The following is a 16854-nucleotide window of genomic DNA, read 5'->3' as shown; positions in this document are numbered from 1 at the left end:
ACTTCCCATAACCCTAAGGAGAATGTTTAGGCGCTGACTATTTCTTGGTCCAAGGATAAAACCAGGCGCCAAGCGGTATAATTTCAACGGAGGTTGGGAAGGCATGAGCTACTTTGACGGCGGTGGGTACGGCAGGCGGCGCAATCTGCTTTGGCTAGCAGTCGTTGTCATAGCCGTAGTCAGCGGCATTGTGGGCGGGATGTTGGGCGTGGCGCTGGGTCCATCCTTTCGGGGATCGAATCCTCCGGGAGCTACTACGCCGGGGATTCCCGCCAGCCCACTTCCTCCAGTCGACATTAGTACGTCTGGGGTAAGTAGTATTGCTGACCGGGTAGGTCCAGCCGTAGTAGGAATTACCAATTACCAAGGCAGGGATTTCTTTGGCAATACTGACGTTGCCTCGGGCAGCGGGGTGATATTTGATGCCGCCAATGGCTATGTGGTTACCAATAATCATGTGGTAGCTGGTGCGGTGCGACTATCGGTACGTATCGACCAAAATCGGGAATACGAGGGTAAGATTTTGGGCGCCGATCCCGATAGCGATTTGGCAGTAGTCAAAATTGAGGCACCTGACATTGCTGCTTTAAGGTTGCCCCAGGTTCAGTTTGGCGATTCCGACAAGGTGAAGGTAGGGGACTTGGTGGTAGCTATCGGCAACCCCCTCGGGGAGCAATTTGCTCGCAGTGTCACCATGGGGGTGATTAGCGCGCTGAACCGGGAAATTACGGTGCAAACGAGTGCCAACCGGGAGGTTACGTTGAGGGTTCTCCAGACCGATGCGGCCATCAATCCTGGCAATAGCGGTGGTGCCTTGGTCAATGCCCAGGGCCAGGTTATTGGCATCAACAGCGCCAAGATCTCGGTCCCAGGGGTGGAGGGTATGGGTTTTGCCATCCCTATTAATGATGCTCGCCCCATTATCCAGCAGCTATTGCAGAAAGGGCGTGTGAGCCGGCCATTCCTGGGGATCTATAATTATCAAGAAATAAGTGAGCAAGCCTCTAAGTGGTTTGGTTATCCAGTGGGTATCTACGTGGGAGGAGTATTCCCGGGTGGCCCAGCCATGAAGGCAGGAATGAGAGAGGGCGACGTAATCGTCCAGATTGATGACCGGCCCATTCGCACCTCCTCCGACTTGCGGAATGCGCTGCGTGGACATAAAGTTGGTGATGTGGTTAAGGTGATAGTGGTGCGCAACAATAACCGCCTGGAATTGAGCGTTACCTTGGGAGAAATGCCAAGCCAGTAAGGGCAATCCTTACCTGGTGAACCGAGCTAACTGGTCAGGCACCAGGGTGGGCGGCAGCATGGAGATCAAGATCGTGGCAGTTGGCAAGTTAAAGGAAAGGTATTGGGCCGAAGCCGCTTCCGAATACCGGAAGCGGCTTCGGCCCTATGCTCACGTTTCCATCATCGAGGTCAAAGATAGGCCCCTGGCCAAACGATCGACAAGCGAAATCGACCCTGCCCAAGCAGGGTTGGTTCTAAAACAGGAAGCCCAGGATCTAGAGAAAGAGATTGGTCAGCGCGATTACCTGGTTTGCTTGACGCCGGAGGGAAAAATGTACTCCTCGGAAGAGTTGGCTGAATTCTTGCGCTGGTTGGAATCCTCAGGTCAATCCACGCTCACCATGGTCATTGGTGGTACCTTGGGGATCGACCCAGGGTTGAAAGCCAAAGCTGAGCTACTACTTTCTTTGTCCCGCATGACCTTTCCCCATCAATTGTCCCGGGTGATGCTTTTAGAGCAACTGTACCGAGCCTTCAAGATCCTTCGACATGAACCCTATCACCGGTAGCAGCCTGGATTTAAAGCGTTGCGACCTGGCAGGAAAGCGAAAGGAAATGTGGAAACATTCGTAATGTTAGGGGGCTGGAAGTAAATTTTTTTCGGAGGGAAAGACCATGGGTTGGTTAGATGGTAAGGTAGCTATCATTACTGGTGCCGGGCGTGGGATTGGTCGGGCCGCGGCCTTAATGATGGCCAAAGAAGGGGCTAAGGTAGTGGTCAATGATCTTGAAGCAGAAGCGGCACACGCGGTTTGTAAGGAAATCATCTCCTGCGGCAGTCAAGCCTTAGCCTGGCCGGGCAACGTGACCGATCCGGCGCTACCTGACCAGTTAATGCAAGTGGCAGTGGGAACCTTTGGAGCTTTGCATATCCTGGTCAACAACGCTGGTTATACTTGGGACGGTATGCTCCATAAAATGACCGATGAGCAGTGGCAGGCCATGTTGGAGGTACATGCCACAGCTACCTTTCGGATGATTCGTGCCGCGGCGCCCTACATGCGCGAGGCAGCTAAAGAGGAGATGGGCAGGGGACAACCAGTGGTTCGCAAAATTGTTAACGTAATGTCTCTGGCCGGCACCCACGGCAATGTTGGCCAGATCAACTACGCCGCTGCTAAGGCAGCTATAGGCGGGATCACCAAGACGGTAGCTAAGGAGTGGGGTCGCTTCAATATTAATTGCAATGCGGTGGCTTTTGGGGCAATTGCAACCCGACTGACCGATGAGAAGGAAAAGGGCGAGACTTTTGATGGCAGGATTCCATTAGGGATTCCCAGAGATCAGCGGCAGGCAATGTTATTCTTTATTCCCATGGGTCGACTAGGGACTCCGGAGGAAGCGGCAGGAGCTATACTATTTCTGGCTTCGCCTCTTTCTGATTACGTTAACGGCCACATCCTAGCAGTGGACGGCGGGCTAGGGGCTTAGTTGCCTCTTGCGAAAAGGAACTCGGTGACCCCTGGCAACGCTGAACGCGAACTGGCCGGCGCCGTTTACTAGCAGCGAGCTGGCCGGGGAATCCCCAGGCGAGCTGGCTGGGTTATTCCCAGTTTTCGCTGGGGAGGCCTGCTCTGGCTTGAAAGCCGAGCGACTAAACCCTAGCGGTAGCCAAACTTAACGAGGCCGAAAGCGGAGGCGGACCCGAGGGCATGGATGCCCGAGGCCGGCAACTGAGACAGGAGGTCGAATTTGCCGGGAAGTCCGCCGGAGCTTGAGGCCGAGCGCTAGTTTGGCCCGCGAGGGTTTCTGGAGCGAGCGTAAGCCAAAGCAGGCTGAAAAGTGGGGAATCCCCAGGCGAGCTGGGGGTTGCGCGAACCATACTGCCTGCGTATAATATCAGTAACAAGCATAACTGGTAAAGGCGAGGAAAGGGAAAAGTAGGGTTAGCGGAAGCCCAAGCGAGCTGGGGAGGGTGTAAGCCCGGCGGCGGAAGCTAAGCTGAAGTTCTCCCTGGAGCCGGCAGCTGAATTCCTGTTTCTTCCCAAGTCCGAGGTAATGGTTTGGGCAAGAACTAGGATAGTAGGTGGGCCCGGAGCTTCCGCCGTTACAAGGAAGGGGGTATCGGAGCTATACTCACCTAACTGGTTGGTGTGAGCATAGTTCCCGTACCTACTGAGCGGGCTTGCTTTTTGACCGAGCCAATTAGGGTGGTACCGCGGGTAGCCTCCTCGTCCCTACTAATAAGGTGGGGCGGGGAGGCTTTTGTATTAATCTAGGAGGTGCGAGCATGATAGTAGTAATGCGTCCAGGGGCTAGCAGCGAAGATATAGCCCGAGTCGAGGCCAGGCTGGTGGAATTGGGTTTTAAAACCCATCCAATTTACGGTCAGGAAAAGACCGTAATTGGTGCCATCGGTGACAAAAAAGTGGTTAGCTCAGAGGCCATCATCCATTTGCCCGGGGTCGAGAAGATTGTCCCTATCCTCAAGCCTTACAAATTAGTAGGTCGAGAACTGCATCCGGAAAAGACCGTAATTACCGTCGGCCGAGCCCGAATAGGATCCAGTTCGGTGGCGGTCATTGCTGGGCCTTGCGCAGTGGAGAGCGCTGAGCAGATTTACCAGGCAGCGAGAGCCGTCAAAGCGGCTGGAGCTGACCTGCTTCGAGGAGGGGCCTTCAAGCCTCGAACCTCCCCTTATTCTTTTCAGGGCCTAGAGGAGGAAGGCCTGAAGCTGTTGAGAGAAGCTGCGAACGAGGTAGCTCTGCCTGTGGTCACTGAGGCACTGGACACGAGGGATGTTGAGCTAGTCGCTCAGTATGCCGACGTCATTCAGGTGGGAGCTAGAAACATGCAAAACTTTGGCCTCTTAAGGGAAGTAGGGCGGGTGGGCAAGCCGGTACTGCTCAAGCGAGGTTTGGCGGCTACGGTGGAGGAATGGCTAATGGCGGCCGAATACATCCTCGATGCTGGCAATGAGGAAGTAATCCTTTGCGAGCGGGGTATTCGAACCTACGAAAATGGAACCCGCAATACCTTGGATCTTAGTGCTGTGGCCTTGGCTCAAGAGCTTTCCCACCTTCCGGTAGTGGTTGATCCCAGCCATGGTACCGGGAAAGTGACTTTGGTTCCGGCTATGGCCAGGGCGGCAATTGCGGCGGGGGCTGACGGTATCATGCTTGAGGTTCACCCGGATCCTATCCGGGCGCTGAGCGACGGACCCCAATCTCTCAACCTAGATCAGTTTGCCCAGTTGATGCAGACTCTACCTCCGGTGGCTAGGGCGGTAGGGCGCCATCTCAGCTACGGCTAGGCTGGGCTTGTAGATTGACTTCCGGAATTTGGTGGCTATGGTATAATGATACCGGAATTATTTGCAAAGGCCGAAGGGAAGGAGCTGAGGTTAGCGCTAGTGAATCTGGTACAGGAGATTTACCAACAGGTCAAGCAACGGCTACAGCAGGCGGTGGCAGAATGCCAAAGCCAGGGCAAACTTCAAATTAGCCACCTTCCCGGTTTTGTGGTGGAAGTGCCGCGAGAGAAACAACATGGTGATTTGGCCACCAACTTAGCTTTAGTGCTGGCCCGGGAGGTCCGGCGTCCCCCCCGGGAGATTGCCGAGCTTATAGTTGAGTATTTTGACCGCCGGGATACATGGATAGACGACATCCAAATAGCTGGGCCGGGGTTCATTAATTTTACTTTGGCTTCGGGATGGCTGTATGCGGTCCTACCGGTCATTGAAGCTGAAGGCGAAGCTTACGGCAGAAATGACCTGGGGCGGGGTCAAAGGATACAGGTAGAATTTGTGAGTGCCAATCCCACTGGGCTGCTTCACATGGGCAATGCTCGAGGAGCAGCTTTGGGGGACACCTTGGCCAACCTGTTAGCTGCTAGCGGTTATAAAGTTACCCGCGAATTTTACATTAATGATGCCGGGCACCAGATTGAGAATTTTGCCTTGTCGGTAGAGGCCCGTTATTTGCAGCTCCTAGGTCAAGATGCTAAGGTCCCCGACGATGGCTACCATGGCGAGGACTTGGTTGAAACCATGCAGCACCTAGTGGCCGAAGTAGGCGATCGTTATCTTGAGGCCTCTCCATCTGAGCGACGGCGGGCCCTTACCGAGTATGCGCTAAGGGAAAAGTTGGCTCATATTCGTCGGGTGCTGGAGGAGTTTCGAGTCAAATACGACGTTTGGTTTTCCGAGCAGTCCTTGCATGACTCAGGGGCAGTAGAAGAAGCTGTGAAACAGCTCACTGAGCGCGGATACACCTATGAGCAGGATGGGGCGTTATGGTTTCGGGCCAGTCGTTTTGGTGATGTCAAAGACGAAGTCTTGGTTCGTTCTAACGGTCAACCCACCTATTTTGCTGCTGATATTGCTTACCATCTCAACAAGTTCCAGCGGGGTTTTGACCGGGTTATCAATGTCTGGGGTGCCGACCACCATGGGCATGTAGCCCGCATGCACGCCGCCATGGAAGCTTTAGGGCAGGATCCTGGCCGCCTAGAAGTGATACTTATGCAGCTGGTACGACTCTTTTCGGGCGGAGAAATACTGCGGATGTCAAAACGGACTGGACAATACGTCACCCTGGAGGAGCTAATTCAGGAGGTAGGAGTAGATGCAGCCCGCTATTTTTTCCTCATGCGGAGCGCGGATAGTCACTTGGACTTTGACCTTGATCTAGCCAAACAGGAATCTTCGGATAACCCGGTTTACTACGTCCAATATGCCCACGCTCGCATCGCAAGCATCTTGCGCCAGGCTAGCCGCGATGGCATTGAGATACCTAAAGCTGCTGACACTGACCTAGAGGTATTGAAGCATCCGGCCGAGTTGGCTTTAATGCGCCAATTGGCTGATTTTCCTGAGGTGGTAGCCGGTGCTGCCCGGGCACTGGAACCTCACCGCCTGCCGCGGTATGCTTACGATTTGGCCAGTTACTTCCACGGCTTTTACACTGAGTGCCGGGTATTGGGGGAGGAGCCTAGCCTACAGAAAGCTCGCTTGGTCTTAATTAAGGCTACCAAGATCGTTCTTAGGAACGTTCTGGGCCTTATGGGAGTTCAGGCACCCGAACGAATGTAAAACTTAAACCAAAGGCTTGGGGGGATGAATGATGCGTTTGCAGTGGTATGGCCATGCTTGCTTCTTGGTGCAGTCGGAAGCGGGGATCAAGGTAGTGACTGATCCGCCAGAGGCTCATGTGGGGTACGCGTTGCCTAAAGAAGCGGCTGATGTGGTTACCTGTAGCCACCAACATTTTGATCACTGCGCAGCCAAACTGGTAAACGGGAACCCCAAGGTTATCACTGAGCCTGGAACGTATGAAATCAAGGGCTTCCGAATCCGAGGCATTGGCACCGAGCACGATAAGGTACACGGGGCTGAACGCGGTCCTAATGTAGTCTTTGTGCTGGAAGCCGATGGGGTGCGGGTATGCCATTTGGGCGACCTGGGACACCTCCTCACCGCAGAACAAAGGGCAGCCATTGGGCCCGTGGACGTCGTCTTGGTACCGGCCGGTGGTGTCTTTACTGTTGAACCTGACGAGGCAGTGGAAGTGGCCAAATCGCTTTCTCCGGCCGTTATCGTACCGATGCATTTTAAGACTGAGGCGCTAAGCTTTGAGCTGGGACCGGTAGAAGCGTTTACCAAGCATTTCCCTGCTGTCGAACAGCGCGATGTTTTGGAGCTCTCCCGGGCTGCCCTGGATACGATAAGTAGCCGACCCCAGGTAGTGGTGTTGAACTGGCGCCAGCGCTAGCAATGTGGTTGACAGTGCTTCCTTAGCGAGGCTAGAATAGTAAGAGCGCATAACGTTAAGGAGGCACCACTGGATGGCAAAACATATATTTGTGACCGGGGGAGTTACTTCATCACTTGGCAAGGGTATAACTGCCGCCTCCCTTGGCCGATTGCTAAAAAGCCGGGGCCTCAAAGTAGCAATTCAAAAATTCGACCCTTACATCAACATTGACCCTGGCACTATGAGTCCTTATCAGCATGGGGAGGTATTCGTCACCGAGGATGGTGCCGAAACTGACCTGGACTTAGGACACTATGAAAGATTTGTGGACGAGAACCTTACCGAAAGCAGCAATGTCACCGCCGGCAAGATTTATTGGTCGGTGATTACCAAGGAAAGACGGGGGGATTATCTAGGCCGAACGGTTCAGGTAATCCCCCATATTACTAATGAAATCAAAGATCGGATCAACCAGGTGGCTATCGAGAGTTCGCCCGATGTGGTCATAACTGAAATCGGAGGTACCGTGGGCGATATCGAGTCACTTCCTTTTCTAGAGGCCATCCGCCAGTTGAAGAGTGACTTGGGCCGCGATAATGTAATGTACATCCATGTTACGTTGGTTCCTTACCTAGAGGCGGCGGGAGAGGCTAAAACCAAACCTACTCAGCACTCAGTTAAAGAACTGCGCAGCATTGGTATTCAGCCGGACCTAATTGTTTGCCGGACTAGCCGTCCCTTATCTCAAGAGATGCGGGATAAGATCGCCCTTTTCTGCGATATTGACCGCGAGGCGGTAATAGAGGCTCAAGATGCCTCCTCCATCTATGCCGTACCCCTACTGTTTGCCGAGCAAGGTATGGACGAGATCGTAGTTCGTCGGCTAAACCTCCGTTGCCCCCCGGCCGATCTTAAAGACTGGCGAGACATGGTATATCGAATCGAGCATCCGGCCCGCCAAGTGAAAATAGCAGTGGTTGGCAAGTACGTAGAGCTGAAGGATGCTTACCTTAGCATTGCCGAGGCCCTTCGTCACGCTGGCGCTTACTATAATGCCAAAATCAACATTAAATGGGTGCACTCGAGCCAGCTTGAAGCGATAGATGCGGCGCGCGTCTTGGCAGATTGCCAGGGGGTTTTGATCCCGGGCGGGTTCGGGGATCGCGGTATTGAAGGCAAGATTGACGCTATCCGCTATGCCCGAGAGCATAAGGTACCGTTCCTTGGCATTTGCTTGGGTATGCAACTGGCGGTAGTCGAGTTTGCCCGCCATGTCGCCGGACTGGAGGAAGCTCATAGTTCTGAGTTTAACGCTGCTACTCCCTACCCGGTAATTGATCTCTTGCCCGAACAAAGAGGTGTCCACGATAAGGGCGGTACCATGAGACTGGGAGCGTATCCATGCCGCTTGACTCCCAGCAGCCTGGCGTGGCAAATATACGGGCAGGAAATGGTGTGGGAACGACACCGCCATCGATACGAGTTTAACAATCAGTTCCGAGACCTCTTAGTGCAAAAAGGACTAGGCATTGGTGGTACCTCCCCCGATGGACAATTGGTGGAGGTCATTGAGCTAGCCAATCACCCTTACTTTATTGGAACCCAATTTCACCCTGAGTTTAAGTCGCGACCCAACCGGCCGCATCCATTGTTCCGGCACTTTGTGGCTATGGCTTTAGGTGAGGAGGAGAGCCAGCCACTTGGCCTTTCGTTAGCGAGCTCACCAGTGTCTTGATCAAGCTTATTCCCGTGTGAACGTGGTAGTTGTAAGATGGCGGCTGAACTGGTGCATAGGAAGGCTTAACCCTGCGCACCATACAAGAATGTGAGTTTCTTCCAAAAGGGGTGAAGCAGCTGTGACCAAGAGGTTGATTGCGGCGCTGGGGATTGGGGTCCTAATAATTGTTGTCATAATAGCCTTTCTGGTGATGCCCAGGGGCACAAGCACAGGTGGGTCGCTAAAAGGGTGGGGTGAGGGGATTGCAGTCATAAGCATTAACGGTGTCATTAGCGGTGATGATTATGCTGCGGGTGGGGCTTCTGCTCCTAGCATTATGGAACAGCTTTCCCGGGCCAAAGACGATCCTGCGGTCAAAGCTGTGCTTTTACGCATCAACAGTCCTGGGGGAAGCGCTTCTGCTTCCCAAGAAATCGGCGATGAGGTAAGGCGGCTGCGGGAGGCCGGAAAGAAGGTAGTAGTATCCATGGGTGATACCGCCGCCTCCGGCGGCTATTGGATCGCCTGCAATGCTGATTACATAGTTGCTAACCCGGCTACTCTCACTGGCAGTATTGGGGTAATCATGCAGTTTCAGAATCTAGAAGAGCTCTATCGCAAGATCGGTATTAAAACCGAAAACATTACTAGCGGCCCTCACAAGGATATGGGTTCGGCAGCTCGGCCCCTCACGCCTGCCGAGCGCGACATCTTAAAAGCAATGGTAAATGATATTTACCAGCAGTTTGTCCAGGTAGTGGCTCAGGGCAGAAAGATGAGCGAGGATAAGGTTCGATCTTTAGCCGATGGGCGGGTCTTCACTGGCAGGCAGGCCAAAGAGTTGGGCCTAGTGGATGCCCTGGGTAATTTCTACGACGCCCTCAACTACGCCTCCAAGCTGGCTGGTATTAGTGGTGAGCCCCGACTGATCTATTACCGGCGGCCTTCGCCTTTGAGCTGGCTATACTCGTTTCTAGGGAGTACTGCGTCAAGGCTCGAGCAGGTTGTTCCCTCCGAAGGCTGGGGCATCCGCTTAGAATTGCCTTTAGTGCCAAAGCAACCGTGAAGAAAGGAGAATTGAAGATGAGTGAGCCTCCTGGTCTTGTTTCCCCCTCCCCAGGCTTCTTGGAATTAGTTTATGGGATCTTTGCCAACCCTCGTTCCACTCTCCGGACTCTTACCCATTCCCGCCGCATTGGATGGTCTTTAGGGGCGTTCTACTTGGCCACCATATTTAATTTGCTGATAAACCTAGCTCTGAACCAAACTAGTGTGGATTTTGCTAGCTTGCTGGGCATTAGTTCCGAGGCTGGGTTGGCGATACAGGCGCACCTGGGCTATATGATAGCAGTCTTTAGCTTGGCGGGAGGTTTTCTTTTCTGGTTCACCAGTGCTTCCGTCTTGGGGTTGATGGCTGAACTATTTGGAGGCAAAGGCAGCGTGCTGGGGTTGTGGGTGGGTATGGGGTTTGTTGCCCTGCCATCAGTGATAGGTACCATTGCCGACCTCATAATCGGCTTGGCGGGGGCCCCTCTAGCCCTCGCCGCTATAATATCGGTGGCAGTGGCCATCTGGATGCTCATCCTTACCGTTTATGCTGTACAAGAGGCTTATGCTCTCCCCGGGGGAACTGCCTTAGCCATTGTAATCCTGCCTTTAATTGTGCTGGTGGTGGCGACAATCCTGATGGCGGCAGCCATGGCGGCAACTATGGCGCCTTTTATGCGGGGGATGTTAGAGATGATGCCTCCGCTGCCGTAAAATGAATATCCTGGCAAATTGATGGCAAATAATCGCTCTAGCAGGATTTTTTCGCCCTTTGTCTAATCGAATCAGGTAGCATTTATTGGAAATAGCGAATTGGGCAAAGGGCGGAGGAGATATGTTACATTTAGCCAAAAGTTTGGCCAGATTTCTGTATCACGCCTTGGAACTGGGTATTTGTCTTATAGGCGCTGACCGAGGATTTATCATGTTAATTAGAGATGGTGGACAGGGGGACAGCCAGGAATCAAGGTTAGTGGTCTGCTGTTCGCATGGGTTGGACAACGAAGCCTACCAAGGGCTTCAGTTTATATTGGGCGAAGGGGTTGCTGGTTATGTGGCCCAAAGCCAGCAGGGGAAATTAGTCGAATCCGTGGATCAGGAACCTCTCTTTATTCGTACTCGCCAGCCCTTTAGGGATGGAAGGCGGGTTCAGAGCCTGATTGTGGTTCCGTTACGGCACCGGGGGCAAGTGGTGGGGGTACTAAATTTAGACTGGTGCCGGAGGCGGAGTAGTGCTTGCTTCAAGGCTAAGCCGGGGCAGCAGGAGTATGCTGCCGCTAATGACCTGGTTAGGTTAATCGAGCGCGGCTGGGATCAATGGGAAAGGCCGGTACTAAACCTTCTTGCCCAAGAACAGGGCTGCTCGCTCTTAGTTTTCAAATCTACTCCAGCCAGAGTCCAGCCGCAAGGATTTAGGGGTTTGGCTGAGCGGCTGTTTGAGCTTTGTCACTTCCTGGTTCCGTCGGCCGATGCTACCTTTCTATTTCGCCGCCAGGTGGGTGGAGGTGGTGGCCAGGTGGAGATAATTGCCGGTATTGATGGTCCCTCGGGTACATCGGTGTGCTCTTATCTCCTGCCTTGGGCGGCGCGGCTATTGGAGGAGCATCGGGTGGCGGCCATGATTGGGGATTTACAGGAAGGTTGCTTGGCGGGGCCACAATCTCCTCCCAGTTTCTTTCGGTGTCTTTTAGTGGTGCCAATCTGGATCGGGGATGATCTGGCGGGAGGATTAGCCGCGGCAAGCCGCAAGCCTTATGCGTTTAACGATCTTGATTTTGTAGTCCTGGGGGAGCTAGCTTCTCGGATCGCCTTATTTAGGGAATGGTTCTGTGAGGCTGGTGAGCCTTCCTGGCGTTGGGCAGATAGCTACGGCCTGGAGGGAGTGATAATTCTGGACCGCCAGGGCCAGATCCTATCGATTAATGCTCGGGCTGAAAAGATTTTGGGAATACCTAGCCGGGAGGTATTGGGTCGTTCAGTTGGAGAAATGGTATGTCTGGAAGAGCGGGGAAAGGTAGAGGAGCAGCTACAGCGCCTATGGGAAACTGAGGAACCAATCCAGGGGCTGGATTTGCAGCTCTACTGGCATCGCCGCCAAGTTGCGCTCAAGGCCAATATCTCAGTGTTGCGCAACCGCCAAGGCGATGTAGTCGGCGCTACTGCCATCATCCACCCGGCTTCCCAAGGCTTGGCGTTGGAGCAATATATGAAGCAAGCCGAGCGACTGGCGGCGGCCGGAGAACTGGCCGCCGGTGCGGCCCACGAAATCCGCAACCCGCTCACTGCCATCCGCGGTTTTGTCCAGTTGCTTCAGAATACTCTGGAACCTGGTGACCGACGCCGGGAAATGACCTCCATCATCATTGATGAAGTGGATCGTCTAGACTCGATAGTGAAACAACTCTTGATGCTGTCTCGCCCACAGGTATCCCAGTTTGGTTGGGTTCAACTTAACGAGCTTATTGATGAGGTTCATGCGCTGGTCTATGGGGAGACGATGCTCAAAGAAATCGATTTAAAGTGCGGTTACGACCTGCTCTTACCACCGATCTGGGCTGACGCCTATCAACTCAAGCAAGTGTTTTTGAACCTCATAATTAATGCCATCCAGGCTATGCCCGGGGGCGGAAAGCTGACTATTACCACCCACTTCTTGGCCGACCAAAAATCGGTAGCTGTCAAGGTGGCTGACACCGGGTGCGGCATTCCTGCCGAGGCCCTGGAGCGAATCTTTGATCCCTTTTATACTCTTAAGCCCAATGGCACTGGCTTGGGGCTGGCAGTAGCCCAGCGCATAGTCGAGGAGCATGGTGGAGAAATAAAAGTGGAGAGCAAGGTGGGTGGGGGATCGATTTTTACAGTTTGGCTGCCGATAAAATTAGAGGTAAAATCTGTATAATTTGCCAACGGGAAATGCCTTCGCTAATAATAGTTCTAGTTGTCTGCTGCCACATTCTGGTGGATGCAGTTTCAGACATGCAATCCTACAGTTTCAGACATGCGATCTGCGGATTCTGGACAAGGTTGCAGGAATCCTTCTTGGTTCATCCAAAAGAGAAAGGACAATATGGGAATGGACAGAATGCCGTGGCTGACAGTTTTCTTAATATCTTTTCCAGAGGAAATAATGATCAGTGCCTTGGGGCTAAGCCTAGTTCGCATCCGGGTGCCGTGGGGGCGGGTACTGGCGTGTGCGCTGCTGCAGGCAATAGCTTCATACTGCATAAGGCTTCTGCCCATCCCCTTCGGGGTGCACACCCTGGTTCAGGCGCTGGTGTTTGCCTTGATCTTAGGGTTGGTGCTGCACCTACCCTACCGGGTCTCTCTGGTAGCGATGCTGTTATCTATAACCATTTATGCAGCCATCGAAGCACTAGCCGTCCCAGTAGTTTTGGAACGCACGGGTATACCGTTAGAGCAGATATTGGCCGATCCCTGGCTAAGGATAGAGTGCTTTTTACCCCAAGGACTGGTGGCGCTGGCACTCCTAGTGGCCATACTGGTAACTAAGTTCTACTTAATTGATCTTTCCATTTACCAGGCTAGGGGACCAGGTGGGGAACAGCCAGTGGGGGGGCAAGAAAAGTGAACTCCACCAGCCGGTCCCTGGCGGTAATCGCCGTCCTGCTCTTTGAAATGCTGCTTTTGGCATTAATCAACTTGGGCTATCACCAAGCTTATAGCCAGGCCTTTCATTATGGAGTACTGGGACAATCGGTACTTTTAAGCAGCGGGCTAATTCTTGGCTTGACGGTGGCAGCGGTGCTGTCAGTGCGGTTTGTGGTGGGCGAAGTGGAAAGGGAGGCCAAGGCGCAAACCGAGCTAACCCACTTTAAGAATCTGGAGGAGCTCATGAACGTAATGCGGAGCCAGCGCCACAACTTCAATCATCTTTGCCAAACTTTGTATGGGCTCATGGAGGTGGGGGCTTGGGAAGAAGCTCGCCAGATGCTGGAGCAGGAGCTGGAAGAGGTAGCGGTGACCAGCCAGCTGGTGCGCACCGGACACCCGGCGGTGAGCGCCCTGTTGCAGAAAAAAATGGGGATCGCCCAGACCCAGGGAATTAGCACTGAGGTGGAGGTGAGAGCGGACTTGGCGCAGCTGCCGCTTCGGGCTACCGAGGTGGCGGGAGTGCTGGGGAACCTCCTGGATAACGCCATAGAAGCTTCTCTAACCATGCCTCTGGGGGAAAGGGCGGTTCGAGTAGAACTGGGACAGAAGGGCGTCAGTTATGTTCTGCGGGTAGCTAACCGTTACCACCGCTTGGATGCCGAGGTGATGGCGCGGATGTTTGACAGCGATTTCAGCACCAAGGGGGCAGGACGAGGTATCGGGCTTTACAATGTGCGCTCGATTGTCACTAAATACGGGGGGCAGGTATATCCCGCTTATAGGGATGGGTGGGTGGTTATGACTGCAGAGCTGCCTAAGAAGGCAGAGGCGAGCGGAGGCGACAAATGAGGCTGGATTTTACAGGCTGGTGCTACCGGATGGCCTTTAGCCTAGCTGACAAACTTGGCATGAACCAGGACCAGGCCGATATCATGCGCTTTGGCCTGGAGACCTTGGCCGGCATGGCCTGTAAGGCTATTATCCTTTTGACTTTGGCTTGGGCCCTGGGGATACTAGGGGCGGTGCTAGCGGTATTGATTACTGCCGGCGCCCTGCGCCTGGTAGCCGGGGGTGTGCACTGTACCTCCTATGAACGCTGCCTGACATTTGGTTTGGTCACCTTCCTGGGGCTGGGGGAAATAGCTCAACTGGTCAGCCGATACTTAGGAGGTGTGGGCCAAACGGGCGGAGGGCTATGGATCCTATACCTGGGAACTTTTCTTCTGGCCTTGGCCGTTTGTGTAGCCTATGCCCCGCAGGACAGCCCGGCCAGGCCCTTGGCGATAGAAGAGAAGCACGGCTTCCGCTGGTTAGCGGTAGGTATGGTTGTCCTCTGGGGCCTGGGGGTGGCCTGGAGGAGCGGAAAACCGGTAGAGATCTGGGTGGCTAGCTCCCTGGGCCTAATGATGGAAGCCTTCAGCTTAACTCCGTGGGGTACCAGAGTAGTGAAGCTTATCGACAGTTGGCTAGCGAGGATCCTGCCGGGAGGAGGTGAAGCCGATGAGGAAGTTGGGCCAGGTCCTGCTTCGCCCTGTGGCCTCTATGCTGATGGGGGCCGGGTCCCTAGGGGCAAAGTCAGCTAGTATCATCACCTGGTATCAGCCACGGCTGCCCAAGGCGCTTAAAAAGTAGCCGAGCAGGATTACAGGTCCGGGTGACAGCTGATTGGGGAGAGGCAGGCAATTGAGGTAGCGCACAGTAGCCAGGAGTTTCAGGGAAGATGGGAAGACGGTTTTTAGAGGGGCAGGGAGCCGCAGCAAAACTGTGGCTGCGGCTTCCCCGGCCGCCTACCAGGGCCGTCAGGCCCAGTGCTAAGATGATGACTGCGGGAAAAGGGGCGACCTGATCTTATTATGAGAATCAACGTAGTGGTAGCCGAAGATGATCCCCGGATGCGGTTGGTCTTACGTCGAACCCTAGAGCAAATCGAGGGGGTGTACGTGGTGGGTTCGGCCGCCAATGGGGAGGAGCTCTTAAACCTGGTGGAGCAGATGCAGCCGGATGTGGTTTTCTTGGACGTCGACATGCCAGGCGTCGATGGAGTAACAGCGGCCAAGGAGATTGTGGATATCGACCCGCAGATATTTATCGTCTTTGCTACTGGGTATAGTCAATATATGGAACAGGCTTTTGAGGTTTATGCATTTGATTATCTGCTCAAGCCTTACCGGTTGAACCGCATCGCCAAGACCATGGAGCGAATCAAGGAACTGATGGCCTTACGGGAACAAGCTAGCAAAAGTTCGTCGCCGGTCTGGGTCCCGGGAGGCAGCGCACGCAAGCTAGCGGTTTTGGTGGAGCGCAATTGGGTTTTTCTTAATGCCGATGAGATTGTAATGATAACCCGGGAACTTCGTAAAACCAAGATCCACACTTTATTGGACTCTGTTTCCACTTACGAGCCGTTAGGTGTCATCGAAAAGCGATTGGGTGGAGAACCCTTCCTCCGGTGCCACCGGGGATATATCATAAATCTCAATTTCATAAAGGAGTTAATCCCCTGGGGTCGAGATACCTACTTGGTACGGATGGAACACACCGATCAGACAGCCTTGATGACCGAGGATAAAGCCGAAGCTTTAAGGGAACGGTTCGGTTTAAGTGCCAGTTAATATCATTGGTTGGCATCATGGGTTGTGCAGGTAGGGCAGTGGAAGTGGAAATGGGGAGAGATGAGAGTGCAAGACAAGCAGGAGAGGGCAAATAGCCCAGACAAGCTTCAGGGGGTAGAAAAAGGGAGGATCTTGGTAGTAGATGATCAGGAAGCGATAAGGCGGTTGTTGTTTATGGCCTTACGCGAGCAAGGTTTTGCAGTAAAGGCAGTAGCCAGCGGTGAGGAAGCGTTGGAAGCGATAGAGGCGTTGAGACCGGATCTAGTCTTCCTGGATTGGAAAATGCCAGGCATGGGCGGGAACGAAGTACTGGGGAGGCTGCGGGTATCGAATTACGCTGGTCGAGTAGTGATCATGACTGCTTACCCAGAAGTGTGTGGAGCTACCCCGCCAGCAAAGCCAGCGCTTCCGCAATATCTAGTTAAGCCATTTGATTTACGCGATCTCTTTGAGGTGGTGGGCCAATCAGGCGTATCACCTCAAGTAGCCTAATCAAAGCACATCACATAACTCTCCTTCTCCGGGGCCCTTTGGAATGGGCCCCCTCTTTTTGCCTTATGGGCACGGACAGGCAGGTCTTATTTTTAGACCTGGATAAATGCGGTCCAGTTGGCTATAATAAGAGAGCCCCAAAACCTTGTGGGAGAGGAAGCAGGATTCTCTCTACCACACATCGAAGTTACCCAACCAGGGGGGAGAAGGATGAAAATTGTCCGTACCGATACGGTACTTGCACTCCGCTGTCCCAGGTGCGGCCGGTCCGAGCTGAAGCACTTGTCTTTGTTTTCTTTTTCTGGCAGGCGGGATTTCAAGCTCTACTGCAGCTGTGGTGATGTCTTGGCCTACTTACAAACCAAAGACTGGCGCCGTTTTTGGC

The 16854-nt window shown here is 53.6% G+C and carries 16 protein-coding genes; all 16 read left to right on the top strand.

Annotated features, from left to right (window positions below; genetic code table 11):
- Positions 1 to 103: 103 nt before the first annotated feature.
- The 16 genes from H5U02_05515 (at position 104) to H5U02_05440 (ending at position 16469) form a co-directional block, all read left to right on the top strand.
- A complete protein-coding gene (locus H5U02_05515) occupies positions 104 to 1252 on the top strand; it encodes a trypsin-like peptidase domain-containing protein (GenBank protein MBC7341891.1) in 1149 nt (382 codons plus the stop codon).
- A 58-nt stretch (positions 1253 to 1310) separates the two neighbouring features.
- A complete protein-coding gene (gene rlmH / locus H5U02_05510) occupies positions 1311 to 1802 on the top strand; it encodes a 23S rRNA (pseudouridine(1915)-N(3))-methyltransferase RlmH (protein MBC7341890.1) in 492 nt (163 codons plus the stop codon).
- 106 nt (positions 1803 to 1908) lie between these two features.
- On the top strand, positions 1909 to 2724 hold the full coding sequence (locus tag H5U02_05505; protein ID MBC7341889.1) for an SDR family oxidoreductase: 816 nt from the start codon (positions 1909 to 1911) through the stop codon (positions 2722 to 2724).
- Between the two features lie 799 nt (positions 2725 to 3523).
- Entirely contained in the window at positions 3524 to 4546 is a 1023-nt protein-coding gene (aroF, locus tag H5U02_05500; protein MBC7341888.1) for a 3-deoxy-7-phosphoheptulonate synthase, read from the top strand.
- A 99-nt stretch (positions 4547 to 4645) separates the two neighbouring features.
- Positions 4646 to 6328 carry an arginine--tRNA ligase gene (locus H5U02_05495; protein ID MBC7341887.1) on the top strand — a complete coding sequence of 561 codons (1683 nt, stop codon included), beginning with the start codon at positions 4646 to 4648 and terminating at the stop codon, positions 6326 to 6328.
- 31 nt (positions 6329 to 6359) lie between these two features.
- Positions 6360 to 7007: an MBL fold metallo-hydrolase gene (locus H5U02_05490; protein ID MBC7341886.1), complete on the top strand. Its 648-nt coding sequence runs from the start codon at positions 6360 to 6362 to the stop codon at positions 7005 to 7007.
- 73 nt (positions 7008 to 7080) lie between these two features.
- Positions 7081 to 8724 carry a CTP synthase gene (locus H5U02_05485; protein MBC7341885.1) on the top strand — a complete coding sequence of 548 codons (1644 nt, stop codon included), beginning with the start codon at positions 7081 to 7083 and terminating at the stop codon, positions 8722 to 8724.
- Between the two features lie 193 nt (positions 8725 to 8917).
- Positions 8918 to 9772 carry a signal peptide peptidase SppA gene (gene sppA / locus H5U02_05480; GenBank protein ID MBC7341884.1) on the top strand — a complete coding sequence of 285 codons (855 nt, stop codon included), beginning with the start codon at positions 8918 to 8920 and terminating at the stop codon, positions 9770 to 9772.
- A 17-nt stretch (positions 9773 to 9789) separates the two neighbouring features.
- Positions 9790 to 10467, top strand: a complete 678-nt coding sequence (locus tag H5U02_05475; protein ID MBC7341883.1) for a YIP1 family protein — start codon at positions 9790 to 9792, stop codon at positions 10465 to 10467.
- Positions 10468 to 10588: 121 nt separating this feature from the next.
- Positions 10589 to 12652: a PAS domain-containing protein gene (locus H5U02_05470; GenBank protein MBC7341882.1), complete on the top strand. Its 2064-nt coding sequence runs from the start codon at positions 10589 to 10591 to the stop codon at positions 12650 to 12652.
- A gap of 168 nt (positions 12653 to 12820) precedes the next feature.
- A complete protein-coding gene (locus H5U02_05465) occupies positions 12821 to 13342 on the top strand; it encodes a hypothetical protein (protein MBC7341881.1) in 522 nt (173 codons plus the stop codon).
- Positions 13339 to 14214 (top strand): GHKL domain-containing protein, encoded by an 876-nt coding sequence (locus H5U02_05460; GenBank protein MBC7341880.1) that lies wholly within the window; start codon positions 13339 to 13341, stop codon positions 14212 to 14214. The genes H5U02_05465 and H5U02_05460 overlap by 4 nt, the downstream gene beginning before the upstream one ends.
- Positions 14211 to 14948 (top strand): accessory gene regulator B family protein, encoded by a 738-nt coding sequence (locus H5U02_05455; protein ID MBC7341879.1) that lies wholly within the window; start codon positions 14211 to 14213, stop codon positions 14946 to 14948. Before H5U02_05460 ends, H5U02_05455 begins: the two co-directional genes overlap by 4 nt.
- Entirely contained in the window at positions 14908 to 14997 is a 90-nt protein-coding gene (locus tag H5U02_05450; protein ID MBC7341878.1) for a cyclic lactone autoinducer peptide, read from the top strand. The genes H5U02_05455 and H5U02_05450 overlap by 41 nt, the downstream gene beginning before the upstream one ends.
- A 221-nt stretch (positions 14998 to 15218) precedes the next feature.
- Positions 15219 to 15977 (top strand): response regulator transcription factor, encoded by a 759-nt coding sequence (locus H5U02_05445; protein ID MBC7341877.1) that lies wholly within the window; start codon positions 15219 to 15221, stop codon positions 15975 to 15977.
- Between the two features lie 66 nt (positions 15978 to 16043).
- Positions 16044 to 16469: a response regulator gene (locus H5U02_05440; protein ID MBC7341876.1), complete on the top strand. Its 426-nt coding sequence runs from the start codon at positions 16044 to 16046 to the stop codon at positions 16467 to 16469.
- The last annotated feature ends 385 nt before the right edge of the window (positions 16470 to 16854 follow it).

The sequence above is a fragment of the Clostridia bacterium genome, assembly GCA_014360065.1.
Taxonomy (GTDB): domain Bacteria; phylum Bacillota; class DSM-521; order Neomoorellales; family JACIYF01; genus JACIYF01.
Note: the sequence above shows the minus strand (reverse complement) of the source record. Positions and strands in the feature narration are given on the sequence as shown.

Coding starts and splice junctions, on each gene's coding strand:
- H5U02_05515 (MBC7341891.1), top strand. CDS start 104: ATGAGCTACTTTGACGGCGGTGGGTACGGCAGGCGGCGCAATCTGCTT.
- rlmH (MBC7341890.1), top strand. CDS start 1,311: ATGGAGATCAAGATCGTGGCAGTTGGCAAGTTAAAGGAAAGGTATTGG.
- H5U02_05505 (MBC7341889.1), top strand. CDS start 1,909: ATGGGTTGGTTAGATGGTAAGGTAGCTATCATTACTGGTGCCGGGCGT.
- aroF (MBC7341888.1), top strand. CDS start 3,524: ATGATAGTAGTAATGCGTCCAGGGGCTAGCAGCGAAGATATAGCCCGA.
- H5U02_05490 (MBC7341886.1), top strand. CDS start 6,360: ATGCGTTTGCAGTGGTATGGCCATGCTTGCTTCTTGGTGCAGTCGGAA.
- H5U02_05485 (MBC7341885.1), top strand. CDS start 7,081: ATGGCAAAACATATATTTGTGACCGGGGGAGTTACTTCATCACTTGGC.
- sppA (MBC7341884.1), top strand. CDS start 8,918: ATGCCCAGGGGCACAAGCACAGGTGGGTCGCTAAAAGGGTGGGGTGAG.
- H5U02_05475 (MBC7341883.1), top strand. CDS start 9,790: ATGAGTGAGCCTCCTGGTCTTGTTTCCCCCTCCCCAGGCTTCTTGGAA.
- H5U02_05470 (MBC7341882.1), top strand. CDS start 10,589: ATGTTACATTTAGCCAAAAGTTTGGCCAGATTTCTGTATCACGCCTTG.
- H5U02_05465 (MBC7341881.1), top strand. CDS start 12,821: ATGGGAATGGACAGAATGCCGTGGCTGACAGTTTTCTTAATATCTTTT.
- H5U02_05455 (MBC7341879.1), top strand. CDS start 14,211: ATGAGGCTGGATTTTACAGGCTGGTGCTACCGGATGGCCTTTAGCCTA.
- H5U02_05450 (MBC7341878.1), top strand. CDS start 14,908: ATGCTGATGGGGGCCGGGTCCCTAGGGGCAAAGTCAGCTAGTATCATC.
- H5U02_05445 (MBC7341877.1), top strand. CDS start 15,219: ATGAGAATCAACGTAGTGGTAGCCGAAGATGATCCCCGGATGCGGTTG.